Annotated in this window: 15 protein-coding genes; 5 read left to right on the forward strand and 10 right to left on the reverse strand. The window is 47.8% G+C overall.

All coding sequences use genetic code 11. From position 1 onward, the window contains the following. Positions 1–56 precede the first annotated feature (56 nt). Positions 57–338 carry a hypothetical protein gene (locus J9B83_RS06410; RefSeq protein ID WP_211535915.1) on the reverse strand — a complete coding sequence of 94 codons (282 nt, stop codon included), beginning with the start codon at positions 336–338 and terminating at the stop codon, positions 57–59. A gap of 56 nt (positions 339–394) precedes the next feature. Continuing rightward, complete coding sequence (locus J9B83_RS06415; RefSeq protein ID WP_211535916.1) at positions 395–673, reverse strand: hypothetical protein; 279 nt, start codon at positions 671–673, stop codon at positions 395–397. A gap of 364 nt (positions 674–1,037) precedes the next feature. Here J9B83_RS06415 and J9B83_RS06420 point away from each other — a divergent pair, with 364 nt between their 5' ends. Further along, positions 1,038–2,285: a tyrosine-type recombinase/integrase gene (locus tag J9B83_RS06420; RefSeq protein ID WP_211535917.1), complete on the forward strand. Its 1,248-nt coding sequence runs from the start codon at positions 1,038–1,040 to the stop codon at positions 2,283–2,285. A gap of 19 nt (positions 2,286–2,304) precedes the next feature. Here the strand turns inward: J9B83_RS06420 and J9B83_RS06425 are convergent, their stop codons facing one another. From J9B83_RS06425 to moaC, 3 genes are read right to left on the reverse strand one after another with little or no spacing between them, the layout of a single operon-like run. After that, entirely contained in the window at positions 2,305–2,763 is a 459-nt protein-coding gene (locus tag J9B83_RS06425; protein ID WP_211535918.1) for a molybdenum cofactor biosynthesis protein MoaE, read from the reverse strand. Then, a complete protein-coding gene (locus J9B83_RS06430) occupies positions 2,764–3,018 on the reverse strand; it encodes a MoaD/ThiS family protein (RefSeq protein ID WP_211535919.1) in 255 nt (84 codons plus the stop codon). Beyond that, on the reverse strand, positions 3,011–3,493 hold the full coding sequence (gene moaC, locus J9B83_RS06435) for a cyclic pyranopterin monophosphate synthase MoaC (RefSeq protein ID WP_211535920.1): 483 nt from the start codon (positions 3,491–3,493) through the stop codon (positions 3,011–3,013). Before moaC ends, J9B83_RS06430 begins: the two co-directional genes overlap by 8 nt. 121 nt (positions 3,494–3,614) lie before the next feature. On the opposite strand from moaC, the gene J9B83_RS06440 reads away from it, so the two are divergent. Together J9B83_RS06440 and trmJ are read left to right on the forward strand one after the other, a co-directional pair. Next, positions 3,615–4,964, forward strand: a complete 1,350-nt coding sequence (locus J9B83_RS06440; protein WP_328797699.1) for a DnaJ domain-containing protein — start codon at positions 3,615–3,617, stop codon at positions 4,962–4,964. Positions 4,965–5,013: 49 nt separating this feature from the next. Continuing rightward, positions 5,014–5,802: a tRNA (cytosine(32)/uridine(32)-2'-O)-methyltransferase TrmJ gene (trmJ, locus tag J9B83_RS06445; protein WP_211535921.1), complete on the forward strand. Its 789-nt coding sequence runs from the start codon at positions 5,014–5,016 to the stop codon at positions 5,800–5,802. Positions 5,803–5,921: 119 nt separating this feature from the next. On the opposite strand, the gene efpL is transcribed toward trmJ, so the two are convergent. Both efpL and J9B83_RS06455 read right to left on the reverse strand, forming a co-directional pair. Continuing rightward, positions 5,922–6,494 (reverse strand): elongation factor P-like protein EfpL, encoded by a 573-nt coding sequence (efpL, locus tag J9B83_RS06450; RefSeq protein ID WP_211535922.1) that lies wholly within the window; start codon positions 6,492–6,494, stop codon positions 5,922–5,924. 148 nt (positions 6,495–6,642) lie between these two features. Then, positions 6,643–7,797, reverse strand: coding sequence for a M14 family metallopeptidase (locus J9B83_RS06455; protein ID WP_211535923.1), 1,155 nt, complete (start codon positions 7,795–7,797; stop codon positions 6,643–6,645). 37 nt (positions 7,798–7,834) lie between these two features. Between J9B83_RS06455 and J9B83_RS06460 the strand changes: the two genes are divergently transcribed. After that, positions 7,835–8,350, forward strand: a complete 516-nt coding sequence (locus tag J9B83_RS06460; RefSeq protein WP_211535924.1) for a hypothetical protein — start codon at positions 7,835–7,837, stop codon at positions 8,348–8,350. 161 nt (positions 8,351–8,511) lie between these two features. After that, a complete protein-coding gene (locus J9B83_RS06465; RefSeq protein WP_211535925.1) occupies positions 8,512–8,997 on the forward strand; it encodes a putative 4-hydroxy-4-methyl-2-oxoglutarate aldolase in 486 nt (161 codons plus the stop codon). Positions 8,998–9,056: 59 nt separating this feature from the next. Here the strand turns inward: J9B83_RS06465 and J9B83_RS06470 are convergent, their stop codons facing one another. Genes J9B83_RS06470 through J9B83_RS06480 form a run of 3 tightly spaced genes read right to left on the reverse strand, consistent with a single transcriptional unit; the run spans position 9,057 to position 14,143 of the window. Further along, positions 9,057–11,774, reverse strand: coding sequence for a hsp70 family protein (locus tag J9B83_RS06470; protein WP_211535926.1), 2,718 nt, complete (start codon positions 11,772–11,774; stop codon positions 9,057–9,059). Between the two features lie 2 nt (positions 11,775–11,776). Further along, positions 11,777–13,546, reverse strand: a complete 1,770-nt coding sequence (locus tag J9B83_RS06475) for an Hsp70 family protein (RefSeq protein ID WP_211535927.1) — start codon at positions 13,544–13,546, stop codon at positions 11,777–11,779. 3 nt (positions 13,547–13,549) lie between these two features. Beyond that, positions 13,550–14,143: a DUF2760 domain-containing protein gene (locus J9B83_RS06480; protein ID WP_211535928.1), complete on the reverse strand. Its 594-nt coding sequence runs from the start codon at positions 14,141–14,143 to the stop codon at positions 13,550–13,552. Positions 14,144–14,146: the final 3 nt, after the last annotated feature.

Genomic DNA, 14,146 nt, shown 5'->3' on the forward strand with positions numbered 1-14,146 from the left:
AATAAAAAAAGCCAAACACAATGTTTGGCTTTTCTAGGTCGATCATTTCAAATAACTTATTCTGCAGATTGTGCGCGCAAGTCGTTGAATTGAGTTTGAAGCTCAGCGTATTTAGCGCTGTAGACAGCTTCTTTTTGGTTCAAGGTATTCGCACCGCTCAGGTCAACACTGGTATCTACATTAGCACCCATGTTTTCCAAAGACTGGCCTAGCGAATGAAGGCCCGCTTTTGTCGTTTGCAAACGGTCATAAGCTGTATCGTCACTACTCGCAAAAGCAGCGGTAGACATGGTAGAAGCGGCGATAACAGCAAGTAGTGCTTTGTTAAAAGTTTTCATAATAGTGATCCTTTAAATTAAAAATAGAAGTAAATTATTAAAATTCGTTTTAATGATTATTCAGCAGACTGTGCGTTTAATGCATTAAATTGAGCTTGTAGTTCACTGTGTTTTGCTGAGTAAACCGCTTCTTTTTTATTTAATGTGTTTGCACCATTAAGATCCACACTCGCATCTACATTGGCACCCATATTTTCTAGTGTGTTTGCTAAAGATGTCACACTGGCTTTGCTGGCTTGAAGTTTTTCATACGCAGTATCATCGCTAGCAAAAGCAGAAGTGGCCATAGCGGCTGTGGCTAAAAATGCTAACGTTGTTTTAGTGAAAGTTTTCATATTAATCTCCTAAGAAAGTGATTATTACTATTTAATTGTTTAAGACGTTTAAAAGCGTTTACCGTTTCGATGGAGTTATAATAGCGTCTCAAAAAAAAATAAAAAAGCCTTTCAACCTCGCTTCCACCTTTGTTCCAAATACGATAAAAAGTGCGTCATATTGAATTAAAATCACACTCAAGTGACAGAAAAACAAAGAAATAAGACCGGATCACAAGCAAATGAGGATCAAAAAAACAATTCCAGCGTTATGAGCAAGCTTCGCTGACGGTATTGGCCAAATTTGACTCTCTACAGGGCGCTATTTGTCGTTCTACCCTGCAAATTTTGTTAATCTAGCCATTCCAATTAGATGCGAATCACTATGACACCACTTGCTTTAATCGATAACTTAGAACATTTGCCCAATCCATTTACTCAATTTGATGGCATTGTCACGCACCTTAAAAAAAACAACCCTCTTTTAGAAGAGCCAACGTATCGCCGTGACTTACAGCTGGCCTTATGTTTTATCTACAGTTACAACGGCTCTCAAGCGACGTTTAACTCTTATCGCCGAGAAGTGGAGCGTTTGTTGCTGTGGTCGTGGCATTTTGCTCAATGTCCCACTACAGAACTGCGCCGAGATCAAATTGAAGAATTCATTCATTTTTGCATCGCGCCACCAGAAAGCTGGATCGGCACCAAAAATGTCGCGCGCTTTAAGCTGTTCATGGGTGAGCGAACAGCCAACAAAGACTGGCGACCCTTTGTTGCCCACGTCAGCAAGTTGAATTTTAGAAATGGCGAAGTGCCAGAGGTCAAACAACACTCTTTGTCACAGGCAGCGATTCGAGCCACCTTCTCAATTTTATCCTCTTACTATGGCTTCTTAATGCAAGAAGACGCCGCGGGGCAAAATCCGGTCGCACTGATTCGTCAGAAAAGTAAATTTGTTAAAAAAGAAGTAACGCGCAAACAAGTACGACGAATCTCAAATCTACAATGGGATTACGTGATTGAAACCGCCGAGTTACTGGCAGAAGAAGACCCCATTGTTCACGAACGAACCCTGTTTATCATGAACGCCTTGTTGGGGATGTATTTACGAATTTCAGAACTGGTGGCCGATGAGCGATCGGCTCCGGTCATGGGCGATTTCATCAAGGACACCGATGGCCACTGGTGGTTTAAAGTCTTGTCGAAGGGCAACAAAGAGCGCCTAGTGGCACTGTCTGACGACATGCTCAATGCCTTGATGCGCTATCGTCGCTTTCGAGATTTACCCCTACTACCGACCATTGCCGAAAATACGCCGGTGATTCCCAAAACCCGCGGCCAAGGCGCCATGACCAGCTCACGCCAGGTTCGAAACATAGTGCAGTTTTGTTTTGATCAAGCCTACGAGCGTATGTGTGAAGACGGCATGAAGGCCGACGCGGAAGACCTGCGCGTGGCCACGGTTCACTGGTTGCGACACACAGGGATATCTGAAGATGTAAAAACACGCCCTAAAGAGCACGTAAGAGAGGACGCCGGTCACGCCAGCATGGCCACAACAGACAAATACATCGATACCGAATATCGAGAGCGTCACGCCAGCGGTCGAAAGAAAACCCTTCGTCCACATTAAAGAATCGCTGGTCGGCTAGTTATACTTGCGAATCTGACCAGCGAGCCAAACTCAGTGCATCGTCTTCTTTCGCACTCACCCACTGGCTCTGCTCACCTTGGGTTTCTTTTTTCCAAAACGCTGCGCGGCTTTTTAGGTAATCCATGATGAAATCGCACGCTTGAAACGCTTCTGCTCGGTGGGAGGCGCTGACACCAACAAAAACAATTTGGTCGTCCACTGACAAACGCCCCACCCGATGCACCACACACACATCCAGCAAAGGCCAACGTGTGTTAGCCTCATCGACAATACTTTGCAAATTATGCTCAGTCATACCAGGGTAATGCTCTAGCTCAAAGGTACAGGCGTCTTTTGGCAAATCAGCGAACTGCCTGACCAAACCGACAAACATCGCCACCGCACCGGTTTGATTACTTTTTAACAACCGCTCATAAAGCGCTTGCACCTGAAAGTCTTCTTGTTGAACCGATATCATCTAGCCTCCAGTGACAGGTGGAAAAAATGCCACTTCTCGCGCTGTGTCTGAAATCACATCATTATCTCGGGCAAAATCAAAATCCACCGACGACTGAATCCCCGACGCCAACAGAGCTTGTCCATTGTCTAAACGTTCAGCTAACTGCTTTTTTAGCTCACCAATGGTCATCGGCGCGTTCAGCGTAAATGAATATTCTCCCAACCCTAGGGATTCTCTTAACGAAGAGAAAAATACCACGGAAATGCTATTCATCACCTTGTCTCCAATCGCCACTCTTGCCGCCTTTTTTCTCCAGTAACGCCACCCGCTGAATCACTATGCCTTTATCAACGGCTTTGCACATATCGTATAGGGTTAATGCCGCCACACTGGCGCCGGTTAAGGCTTCCATTTCCACGCCCGTTTTACCGGTTAACGCACAGGTGCAAAGTACTTCTAACTCACAATCGCTGATCACATTAATGTCGACCGTTACCTTGGTGAGCATCAGTGGGTGGCACAAGGGAATCAGGTCAGGGGTCTTTTTCGCCCCTTGAATACCGGCAATGCGCGCCGTTGCCAATACATCCCCCTTTGGTAAACCGCCTTCGATCACTTTGGTTAATGTGCTCGGCTTCATAGAGAGTATGGCTTGAGCGGTGGCCGTGCGCTTGGTTTGGCTCTTGTCTGACACATCCACCATGTGCGCATGACCTTGGTGATCCAGGTGGGTTAGTTGCTCACTCATAAAAATCCTATCGAGTCCGTCTGAGGGTAATGGGTTAAACGCTATTCGTTTAAAGGTGAGTATATTTTAAGAAAGCGCCTTCAATTGCAAGCCATTGCGCCTTTGTCAGCGTCATTAAATCGTGCATAATGCTGAATCGGTACTCATTACTCACCCTGTTAACACGGTAAATAGCCAATATCGCATGAGCTTATTAGACGATTATCAATTGCTGGATATTCCCACCACCGCCAGCGAGCAAGAAGCGAAAACCGCATTTAGGCGTTTGGCGCGTCGATATCACCCCGACAAAAACCAAGACACCGACACAACCGAGCTATTTCAGCGTTTACAAGCGGCCTATGAAAACGTCATAAACGCCATTCGACAAGGTCAGCAAGTTCAAGATTGGAAGCCTTTCACCTTCACCAAAGAAAACACCCACAGCAGTGGCGCGAAAAATCGTTATACGCACTTTTCTAATGCCACCGATGAAGAACAAGAAGCCTTCGTCAAAGAGCGACAACGCGCCTATGAGGAAATGAAGCGTAACAACGCACATCACGAAAAAACCCGTGACGATGCTATTAAAGCCGCTCGCAATGCGCTCAATGAAAAACGTGCCAAAGCCCTTTACGAAGAAGCACTGGAATCCTCAAAGCATTTTTCTGCTCAGGGATACCGGTATTCTGACACCAACGATAAAACCTTTAACACAGACAACGAGATTCCCAGCTACCAAACCTTTGTAGATTCAGAAGACGACGCCCACCCTATTCGCCAACCGATACGCCTAGACGCCGCCAAAGCCGCTTTTCGCGCCACAACCTATCTCGCTTGCTTTGCGGCGGGCATTTACAGCACCCTATATTGGCAATCGACACAAGTCGACGAAACCCTGTCGGATACTGGTTCGGCCTTTGTGAGCGGCTTATATCCGCAATTTCGCTTGGGCGCCAACTACACTCTGCAAGCGATCAGCTTGTACGCAGAACCCAGTGTGTCCAGTGCCTCAGTTAAAAGCATCCCGAAAGCCGCAGATTTGCAAAGCATTCGCGTTCAAGGCGATTGGCTAGCGGTTCGCTATCAAGATACAGCCGGCTGGGTGCAGGCAAAATATCTCGGTTTTGGTAGTGCTCAACAAGCGCAAGCGTCGGGGTGTTTTGGCCAACCGGGTATCGCTCCACAACATGGGGAACTCATCGGACAAGCCCAAGGCAACAGTCGTTTGCGCATTTTGAATCAATTACCACAACACAGCTTATTAACCTTCGAATCCTACGATGGGCAGCCACCCTTTTCTATTTACCTTTATGCTAAGCAAGCTTACGCGGCCAATTATATACCGAGAGGAAACTACCGGTTGGTGTTGCAAACCGGTTCCCTGTATCATCACGCCTGCAATCAATTCCTCTTTAATGACACAACCCAAGTCATCTTAGACCACGTCGATTTTGCCAGCACTGAGCAATCGCTCACCCTGACGCCCTAATCGCAGCAACACCGTCTAAGACGACACAACGCTGAGTACTTTACGACCCATGTTAAGCAATATCCGAATTGTATTAATCAACACCTTCCACCCTGGCAACGTTGGCGCCATTGCCCGCGCGATGAAAAACATGGGGCTGACGAATTTGTATTTAGTCGACCCAAATGACTACCCTTCTGACGAGGCCACTAGCCGAGCCGCTGGCGCAGTCGATTTACTTGAAAACGCCACCATTGTCCCGACATTAGAAGAAGCCATCAGCGACTGTAGCCTTGTTATCGGCACCAGTGCCCGTCATCGCACCTTTCAATTGCCGATCATGAACGCCCGCGAATGCGCTGAGAGTGTGATTCCTGAAGCGGTTCATCATAACGTGGCAATTGTGTTTGGTCGTGAAACCACCGGTTTGCTCAACGAAGAAATCGCTCAGTGCCATCGTCAGGTGTACATAGACGCCAACGACGAATACCCCGTACTGAATATTTCTCAAGCAGTGCAAATCGTGGCTTATGAAATCTGGATGGCGAATCAACACAAGGACTTCCCTGCGAAGAACAGTTCTCAACAAGACAGCCTAGAATACCCCCACAAAAAAGACATGGATCTTTTCTATCGCCATTTAGAAGATACCTTGTACGGCATCAACTTTATTGTGCGTAACCATCCGGGTAAGGTGTTGGATAAGTTACAACGTTTCTTTAATCGCTCACGTCCTGAAAAACAAGAATTGGGGATTTTACGAGGTGTTTTGGCAGCGGTACAACGTGAGACTGGCTTAACCGAAGCCAACAATCATCCAGAAAAACCAGATAAGCACTCAGAAAAGCAAGACAATTAAAAATAGCTGGGGTCAGCCCACACGTCGCTTAAATCAACACATTGTGCGCAAAAAAATGCAGCCATTTGGCTGCATTTTTGTTTGAGGCTATTTTGCGTGACGCTATCGAGCCGAAAAGATTACTTCTCAGCACGACCTGCAAATTTACGTTCTTCCACGTTCACTTTAATGCGATCGCCAGTAGAAATGTGCTCTGGTACTTGAATCACCGCACCGGTCGATAATTTTGCCGGTTTGTTACGAGACGTAGCCGACGCGCCTTTAATAGAAGGATCGGTTTCCACTACTTCTAGCTCGACGTTTGTTGGTAACTCGATGGCCACAGGAGCATCGTCTACCAATACCACTTGAATGCCTTGAGTGTCTTCGTTAACAAACAAAATTTCTTCTTCTATCGCGCTCTTATTCAGGTTGTAAGGTGTGTAGTCTTCATTGTCCATGAACACGAATTCATCACCATCGGTATAAGAAAACATCACCTGACGACGAACCAAATCGGCAAGATCGATCATGTCTGAATCTTTGAATGTTTCATCCAATTTACGACCACTTACCACATCGTACATGCGCATACGATAAAGGCTACCACCCGCACGACCCTGAGGCACAGAGCGTTCGATATCTTTCACTATGTAGGTTTTATTATCATAGCTAATCGCGATGTTCTTTTTGATCTCACTTGCCTTCGGCATTTTTCTACGTCCTAACAATATGGTCTATAAAATAAAAAACGGCGTCCCATGCGATGGCCATTTTGAACGCCAGATGCTAATCCAGTTTGACAAACTACACCAGCCACTAATGTAAGATTTTGCTAACAAAACCACGTCTGAATCGGTTTTAATCGTTGGCTTTCATATGAGGACTCATGATCACCTGATAAATCGGGTACAAGACATCGGCGCCCAGTATTTTTGAACGCTCTGGCGACCAGCCCACCCATTCGTCTGGCAGGTTTTGGTTGTCTTTAAACGGCATTTCCAACGTGAAAGACAAACACTTGTAAGTTTCGCCCACCCACTTGGTCGCCACGGTCAAATTCGCTTCGCCAAATTGATCAGGCGTGTAGCCAATCTCCGTTTGAAAATCAGGACTTACCGACACAAATATGTCTTTAAACAGACTTTCCATCGCTTCCATCCGAGCGTCGAAAGAAGGCACCCCTTGGCAGCCATCAACAAAGTTCACCGGCAAGGCCTCGTCCCCATGAATGTCTAAAAACATGTCGACGCCGGTTTCCGCCATTTTCTTTTGTACGGCCAACACTTCTGGGCTGAACTCTGGAGTAGGGTTTTTCCATTCACGGTTTAAGTTCACGCCTTTGGAATTCACCCGCAAATTACCATGTACCGCGCCGTCTGGGTTCATGTTCGGAACCACGTAAAAACGGCACTGATTCAACAAGGCACGAGCCACCGGATGAGATTCATCGAATAAACGCTCTAACAAGCCTTCGATAAACCATTCCGCCATGGTTTCCCCTGGGTGTTGACGTGCGATGATCCAGATGTTTTTCGCTAACCCTTGGGTTTTGCTGATTTCCAACAAGGTAATATCGCGGCCTTCTGCGGTTTCCCCAAGGTGATCGGTGATGCAGTCGTCGTGGCTGGCGGCCCACGCAATCATGTCTAAATGGCGCTCGTAACTGTATGGGGCAAAATACGCGTAATACACACTGTCTTGTTCGGGTTGATGGGTGATCACTAGCTTGCCATCGACGTATTCCGTTGGCACACGAAACCAGTCTTCACGGTCGTAAGACGCGACGGCTTGGTAATCGACCCAGCCGTCTGGGTAAGCGGCGTCGCTGGCATTTTCAAATTGAATCACACAGCTCTCGCCCATTCCGCCCTGTAAACGAAAATAAAACCACTGCAAAAATTTAGAGTTTGTATCATTAGGGATCTTTACTCTAATATTGTCCGGCTCCGAGGCATCAATAACGGAGATGTTACCGCCATCAAACGCACTACTGATCTTGATTCGGCTGGTCATTTATCTTTCCTTAACAATCAAACATTGGTTCAAAATTATGGCAAGTTTACCTATATTCATCACGGCTGTCGCGAATTCTTCCGACGAACCCGCCTTCCCTTTGCTGTTCACCTGGTCAACCCACGAAGCACAGGTAAAAGAAGTCTTAGTAATACCAGACGACGAATGGCTTGAGTCCCACAGCATAGAACCCAACATTCAGAATCTTGATGAACAGCAACTCTATGAATTTGGTTTTGAAGCCAGTGATATTTTGGCAGAATGGATCAACGAGTTCGACACCGACGTGATTTATGGTCTGGACGCCGAGCTGATCAGTGAAATGGTCGAGGCCACCTACGACATCAAGGGGCTTGAACCCAGCTTTGAAGTACAGAGTATCCATTCTTGGTTCGAAGAACGCGATGTGAATTTAAACGACGCCATTGCTGAACAAGGCAACAATACGCCGCTTCACCTCATGGCACCGGATGAATTGATTGTGCAACTGTTGAACATTGCTGTTGAGCATGGCCTGATTGATCCGAGCGACATTCCAGCAATAGAAGACTAATCAAACGCCATAACGCTTCACGCTACGTAAAAATACCGAGTATAGCCCAGAAGAATTGGCTATTTAATGGCGCCCTATTTAAAGTCGAAAAACAGCGTCAAAACAGAATTTTTGACTCGTCCACTTTAACGCTTTTTCTTTGACTTTAAATAGGTAGAACCATGAAAGACATCTTGCCAGACTTGTGTGACCTGTACCCTGAACAGCTGCAAATAGCCGACCCCATTTTTTCCTCTTACGGTAAACGCCAGCATTTTTGTGGCGAAGTGGTGACGGTTTCCTGCTTTGAAGACAACAGCCGTGTGCGTGAACTTGTTGCTGAGAACGGCAAAGGCAAAGTCATGGTCGTTGATGGCGGCGGCAGCAAACGCCGTGCTTTGTTAGGTGACATGCTGGCTGAAAAAGCCGCGGCCAATGGCTGGGAAGGCTTTGTTATTAATGGGGCAATTCGTGATGCCGCTGCGCAAACCACCATCAATGTGGGTATTCACGCTTTATGCACCTTCCCCATGCCTACAGAAAAACGTGGTTTAGGCGATGTGGGCAAAACCGTGCGCTTTGCTGGTATGACCATCGCCCCTGGCGATTACATCTATTGCGATCTCAACGGTATTGTCGTCTCCAAACAACCATTGGCACTGCCTTAGCTGATTAGTTCAATGTAACGAAAAAACGGCGCTCTTTGAGTAATAAAAGCGCCTTTTTTCTAGGTTAGCCGCAGCCCTATTGGCAAGCTTTCTCCAACTAAAGCGTTTAGTTCATCATTGTTGATTTCTACCTGACTTTCCAAGCGCTCTAACCATTGGGCAGGGCATTTGTCTTTTTTGAGTTTATTGGCCACTTTCTTACGATAGCCGCTCAGCTTGTCTGATTCACCTACGCTCATTTGGCTCATCAATACCGCCGCAAGACCGGCTTGTTTGCGCTTTTTCCAGTCTTCTTTGAGTACAAACTCTAAAATACCAAACAGTTGATCTTCGCTAATACGTTGAGTTTGATCACCTGATAACAAATGCCGTGAAGCAATACGCCCCACCGTCCACCAAGCAGTATCCGGCTCAGACGATTTTTTTAACCGCTTTAGCAACCAGTCAATGGTGGTGGCTTTATCTTGAGCCGAAAGCGATTCAAGCGCCCCAACAAGACGAATAAGGTCGTCGCTGGATTTAGTCGTCAGCGCTTTCATTTTATCCCGAGAACGCTGTCCGCTCGGCGAATAATATTGGCTAAACTGCTTATAAAAATGGTTTTGCTGATCGACCGACAAGCCACCCGCAATGCGTCGAAACAAGGTCCAATACTGTCCCCACACAGGCGCATTATCAAACTGGGTACCCGCTTTGATAGCATTCATCACTTGCTGCACTCGAGCCGGATCTTCTGGCGAGCCAAACCCAGGGCGCAAACAATACCCCATCAGCTGTAACCATTGGCGCTCATGCTGAGCACTTTTCGTGCGCCCTGATTTAACGCTCAATAGTTTATCGACCAAACGACGGGACGTGGCTAAATTCCAATCGTCTCGATTGCCTAATAACTGGTCTAAGTCTTGTTTGAGGGATTTCACTAATTCTGGAAATTGTTTTTGACCAGCGTTCGAAAAACACTTGGCCAAATGCTCTTCCGCCGACCCCATGTTACTGTGCAAAAGGCCTGCTTGGTCATTGCCGCTGCCCGTGTTATCCCTCGAAGCGTCGGTAGAGGGTTGAGTGGAAAAATCCAACCGCCACTCATCGCGCTGATTATCCGCAAGCAAGTTCACCTGCAACACACCCACTTCCGTCATTTGTGCCGTTAATCTCACCGACATGTCTTGCACATCGTGGCTGGCGTCTAGCTCTGTCATCAAAGTAGAAATATAGTGCAAGCCAGCTTCAGAACGCACCGAACCAATGTCGCATTCTAGGTGATCATCGGAGCGATATAAGGGAAACTGAACTTGCTGACCCAGTGTGACGGAAAAATTTTGATCCAGCGTGATCACATCGCCTTTTAAAGTGCCTTTTGGCAAAATACCAACGAACTGTTCGTCGCCCATTTTTAAATACAAGCTATGGGGCACACCGCTTTCAATTCGTGCCGTGTCACCAGCCAAAGCACTCAAATACATTACCGCACCTTTTGCCACGGCATCATTTGGCTCGTCGGCCACGCAGGCTAACAAGGGCTGAGTCGACCATTGATTCAACTGCTCCAACAGACGATTTTTCAGTATTGGACTGTTAAACAAACCGCCATTAAACAACACCGCATCCGGCATCGTAGAACCGGTTGCGTCTAGAACAGCGTCTTTATGTTGTGTCAAAAAAGCGGCTAAATGTCGCGTAAAAGCAGGGTCCGACTCATAAGGCAAACCCAAGGTGTGCATGGCGTAGTCGCTTTTTTGCACCGGCTCATCATTCAATACCAAGGGGAAAAAGCCCGTTCGTATTTGCTCGTGCAAGGCGGCTTTATCCACGGAGAATTTTTGCGAACCACCAATCAATCGACTGCCACCGCCCAACACCGTGATGGTGAGCGAATCAGGGGCGTCATCACCCAATAAGGTTTCTTTAGCCTGTCGAGTTTGTTGCACCAAGGCGGCAAGACGTGTCGCTGATAACGCAGAGATTTGTTTGGGGTCAAGCTGAAACGCCAGAGCTTGGTCCAAATTGTCGCCACCCAATAACAAATGCTCACCCACTGCGATGCGCTTCAACGACACAGAGGACGAGCCAGGTTGAATGGCCACCAAGCTAAAATCACTGGTGCCACCGCCGATGTCGACCACTAACAGCATTTTTTTATCCGCCAATGCGGCTAACTTTTCGTCATCGCTGATATAGTGATAACAGGCGGCTTGCGGCTCTTCGAGCAAATACAAATTTACTAAACCGGCTAGATTTGCCGCTTCTAGGGTCAATGCTCTCGCCTCTTCATCAAAAGAAGCGGGCAAAGTTAAGGCGATTGCTTGAGACGCCAAGGGCGCATTGGCAAAACGGTAATCCCAGCTTTGCTTGATGTGCTCTAGCAACAATTTACTGGCGTCTAGAGGGCTGATTTTCTGGGTGAATTCACTTGCCCAAGGCAAGATCGCCGAGCGGCGATCTACTTGTCGATGGCTAAGCCAACTTTTTGCGCTTTGTATTAACTGACCGGCTCGGCGCTGACCTAGCGCCAAAGCCCCCATGCCAACCACCCGATTCTTATCGTGATGACGCCAAGGCAAAACCGGCTCTAATTTCCCTTTTTCATCGGCAGCCAACACATAAATGGCGCTGGGCAAATGGGTGAACTCCTGCACCGAACCGTCCGCCATAACTTGCGGAATGGGCAACAATTGCGGTGATTTGTCCACCGCAGCATTGTCATCGATGGCCACATAAGACACCACGCAGTTGGTAGTTCCTAGGTCAATACCAACACGAAAAGCCGGTTGTGCCATGGTTACGCCTCCCTAACTTGAAACTCGATCGTCCAACTTAGATCAGATTGGGTATCGTGCGCCTGCAGTAACAATAAGCCCAACTCGGTTACTCGCGCCGTTAAATACACTCGTACCATGTCGCCCGCTTGATAATGGCCTGCGTCTAATCGGATGCTCAGAGGGTTAAGCTCGTTGAGTGTGCCAACAGAAAAAGACGCGACTACTCTACCGACGGATTCCACATCGCTGGTTTTCGACTGAAAAAAGCGAAAGGTCACGCTTTCGCCAACGACCAGTGAAAACTCATTCGGCAACATTTGCTCGTCTGAGCCTTCTTCTAAACCAAAAGGGGCGACACAAATGGCATCGACCGGCGGGGCCATACCAGGAATCGCTGGCATTGGGCTGGCAACACCGATGTAGTAATTGGCCGCTAAACCACTTTTTACCTTAACGCCGCCTTCCGCTTGTACTTGGGCGTAGTAGGTGGCGCCTTTTGCGACCGCATGATCCAAATGGGACGGCGTCAGCATGGTTAAAGCGTCTTGGCCAAGCATCTGCTCCAAACGCATTTCGATTGTAGATCGAATGACGTTGGCGTTGAATACCCCACCGTTTAACAAGATTTTCGTCGGCTTAATATCGTGTTGTGCCAAAAACTCGCTGATGTGACGAGTGATCGCAGGATCACCTTCGTAATCCAAATTGATGGTGCTAAAACCACTGCGGGCGGTTTTTTGTGCTGCTTCACCAAACTGAACAGCAGGGAAAAAGCCATCGATCAGCAGTCGTTGAACGTCTTGCTGAGTCAAGGTGGTTTTGATGCTGTTATTAAACAGGCTACGCCCACGACTTGGCACCACTACACTAACGTCTTCTAATTCTGCGTTTGACAATAAACGTTCTTTGGCTTCGCGACACGCCTGAGTCAACCCGCTGATTTGCCAAGGCTCTAGGTTGGTACCCTCTTGAGCTAATTGCGCAGCCAAATGATACGTTAAAGTGAGATCCATGTTGTCGCCGCCGAGCAAGATGTGTCGGCCAACGGCCACTCGCTCAAGACCCAAAGCACCGTCGTTGTCCACGGCTTGAATCAATGACAAATCCGTCGTGCCGCCGCCCACATCCACCACTAGGATATGTTCGTTAACGTCTAGGCTGTCGCTCCATTTTTGCTGATCGGCCAGCCAAGCGTAAAACGCCGCTAACGGCTCTTCAATTAAACGCGCTCGCAAGCCGACACGCTCAGCGCTTTGTTCAGTAATCGCTCTTGCTGCAGGGTCAAAAGACGCTGGCACGGTAATGACCACATCTTGCTCGCCAATGGGCGCATTCGGAAATTGCTGTGCCCAAGCATTTACCAGGTGTGCTAATAGGTTTTCAGTGACCTGAGCAGGTGAGATTTTGGTCACTTCTTCCAACGCATCCACCGGCAAAACGGCTTCATCGGCGGTCACGCGAGAATGGCATAGCCAGCTCTTAGCGCTTTGTATCAAACGCCCTGATGACTTGGCGCCCAACTCGCGAGCTAATTGACCAACAACCGACGACGCCTTACCCCAAGGGAGTTGCAAATCACTTTCGAGAAATTCGCTTTGATGAGGGAAATACACAAACGACGGTAACAAGGGGCGCGCATCTACTTGACCTGCAGCGATTAATTGCGGAATAGCCAACTGATGAATCTGCCCTGCCATTTGCCCTTCAGGCGCGGTGGCCTTAGCAGAAAGGGAATAATAGACAGCAGAATGCGTGGTACCTAGATCGATACCAATAAAATAGTCGCCCATGGGTTATACCTCGACTTCAGCGGGAGCCAGAACAGTCAAACTGTCTGTGTTGGAGACTTTCGGCAAACGTGTTTCCGTTACCTTCCAGCCAGGGTGAATCAAGGTGCCAGCATAAGGCCCCTTGCCTTCCACACGTCCTTCTAACTTAATTTGCTTAGCATCGTAATCCGCCGGCACTTCTACGCGACTGTTTTCTGTCGCGGCATTGACCACATCTATGGTGAAGTGCTGTTTTATTACCTTGGCGCAACCGGAATGAATCTGGCGAGACGCGGCACCGACATCTGCATCGCTGTAATCATCGATGCTTTCTTGGATAAAGTCGATGAAGCGCGCTTCTTGCTGCAGTAATTGCAACAATTGATGAGCGCCGTCGGCGTTGACCGAATCCAGCACCAGCGCGGCCACCTCAATTTCACGGATCACTTCTACGGTTTCCGTGATCACTTTCGGCTCGGCTTCAAACGCAAACAACTGGCCTTGGCCAGCCGCTTGACAACGAGCGGCGTAGTCGCCGCTCGCAATGTATTTAAAAAACTGTCCAAACGCGCCAAAAAAGCGCGGAATAAAAGACACTGGCTTCATTTTATCTGTCATAAC

This window comes from Marinomonas vulgaris, assembly GCF_018145875.1.
Taxonomy (GTDB): domain Bacteria; phylum Pseudomonadota; class Gammaproteobacteria; order Pseudomonadales; family Marinomonadaceae; genus Marinomonas; species Marinomonas vulgaris.

What these genes read in the sequence shown, in the direction of transcription:
- J9B83_RS06410 (WP_211535915.1), bottom strand. Translation starts at nt 338, where the DNA reads ATGAAAACTTTTAACAAAGCACTACTTGCTGTTATCGCCGCTTCTACC.
- J9B83_RS06415 (WP_211535916.1), bottom strand. Translation starts at nt 673, where the DNA reads ATGAAAACTTTCACTAAAACAACGTTAGCATTTTTAGCCACAGCCGCT.
- J9B83_RS06420 (WP_211535917.1), top strand. Translation starts at nt 1,038, where the DNA reads ATGACACCACTTGCTTTAATCGATAACTTAGAACATTTGCCCAATCCA.
- J9B83_RS06425 (WP_211535918.1), bottom strand. Translation starts at nt 2,763, where the DNA reads ATGATATCGGTTCAACAAGAAGACTTTCAGGTGCAAGCGCTTTATGAG.
- J9B83_RS06430 (WP_211535919.1), bottom strand. Translation starts at nt 3,018, where the DNA reads ATGAATAGCATTTCCGTGGTATTTTTCTCTTCGTTAAGAGAATCCCTA.
- moaC (WP_211535920.1), bottom strand. Translation starts at nt 3,493, where the DNA reads ATGAGTGAGCAACTAACCCACCTGGATCACCAAGGTCATGCGCACATG.
- trmJ (WP_211535921.1), top strand. Translation starts at nt 5,014, where the DNA reads ATGTTAAGCAATATCCGAATTGTATTAATCAACACCTTCCACCCTGGC.
- efpL (WP_211535922.1), bottom strand. Translation starts at nt 6,494, where the DNA reads ATGCCGAAGGCAAGTGAGATCAAAAAGAACATCGCGATTAGCTATGAT.
- J9B83_RS06455 (WP_211535923.1), bottom strand. Translation starts at nt 7,797, where the DNA reads ATGACCAGCCGAATCAAGATCAGTAGTGCGTTTGATGGCGGTAACATC.
- J9B83_RS06460 (WP_211535924.1), top strand. Translation starts at nt 7,835, where the DNA reads ATGGCAAGTTTACCTATATTCATCACGGCTGTCGCGAATTCTTCCGAC.
- J9B83_RS06465 (WP_211535925.1), top strand. Translation starts at nt 8,512, where the DNA reads ATGAAAGACATCTTGCCAGACTTGTGTGACCTGTACCCTGAACAGCTG.
- J9B83_RS06470 (WP_211535926.1), bottom strand. Translation starts at nt 11,774, where the DNA reads ATGGCACAACCGGCTTTTCGTGTTGGTATTGACCTAGGAACTACCAAC.
- J9B83_RS06475 (WP_211535927.1), bottom strand. Translation starts at nt 13,546, where the DNA reads ATGGGCGACTATTTTATTGGTATCGATCTAGGTACCACGCATTCTGCT.
- J9B83_RS06480 (WP_211535928.1), bottom strand. Translation starts at nt 14,143, where the DNA reads ATGACAGATAAAATGAAGCCAGTGTCTTTTATTCCGCGCTTTTTTGGC.